Genomic DNA, 1,064 nt, shown 5'->3' on the forward strand with positions numbered 1-1,064 from the left:
TTTCCCACCCATTGTTGAACATCGATACAAAGTCACTGTGAGTGTGAATGGTGATGTTGAGCAACAAGCGTTCGTCTTCTGTGTCGATCTGATAGATCTCACGAGATCCAATCCACTTGGCGGCGATATCGGCGTCCAACTGTTGCCTATTGTCGGGGTTAAAGATGGCAACATGATGAAACTCTAGCCGATGCAGTGGCTGCACAGAATCAATCACTGCGCGAGTGCCGCCCATATCCGGATCAAAAAAGGTGATGTCGCTGCCCTCTTCCCACTCCCCTTCGAATTGAGATTGAGGTGAAAATGCCTGCGCCCAACGCTTGTAAAGCTCAGCATCCGTCAGCACTCTCCATACGCGCTGCGGAGTCGCGGTTATTTCTACGTAATAGTTTAATGTAAGCATGTTTTCTCTCCCTGAACCTTCATTGACGCTAGTTTATTCTCAGGAAAAATCAAATTTGCTTGCGTTTTAAATGCTTATCTCAACTTACTTTTACGAGGCACTAAGATGTTCTCGTTTGTAACGCCTTGCTTTGATGATGCTTGACCAATACATCCCAGCACCCATTCAATACCGTCGCGAGCACAATTAAGCCCATGCCCGCGATTTGAGTGCGGCTCATTACATCAGCGAAAAAAAGTGATTGCCAAACGGCCGTAAACAACAAGTTGGTAAAAATCAGTGGTGCGAGTTGAGAGCCGCTACTGGCCAGTTGATAGGCTTTTGCACGAAACACTTGAGTATTGATGATCAACATCGACATGACTAATAGCCACAGCACACTAGGCTCAACGGATAGTGAGAATGAATGAGCCCCCAACAGTCCAGAGCCATCGTTGATAAGCACCAAAGGCAGAATAAATAACGCGGCAAAGCTAAACGCCCAGAAGTTGATCTCTAGCGGCGACATATTACTTTTGCTGACTTTATACAGCGTCAATTGTGAGCCGGAGTTAAACAGACCGCCAGCCAAACCAAGCAGTAAGTCGTATCGCAAAGTAAATTCGCCTTCCGTTCCAGCCAACAACACCACACCACTAAACGCCATCACAATACCAAAAAC

Annotated in this window: 2 protein-coding genes; both read right to left on the reverse strand. The window is 46.6% G+C overall.

Annotated elements, in window-relative coordinates; translation table 11 throughout:
• On the reverse strand, nt 1-403 hold a 403-nt coding region (locus R7P35_RS26100), incomplete at its 3' end, for an SRPBCC domain-containing protein (protein WP_318093378.1).
• A gap of 100 nt (nt 404-503) precedes the next feature.
• The coding region (locus R7P35_RS26105) for an EamA family transporter (RefSeq protein WP_318093380.1) at nt 504-1,064 on the reverse strand (561 nt) is incomplete at its 5' end.

The organism is Vibrio sp. Vb0304 (genome assembly GCF_033338995.1).
Lineage (GTDB): Bacteria > Pseudomonadota > Gammaproteobacteria > Enterobacterales > Vibrionaceae > Vibrio > Vibrio alginolyticus.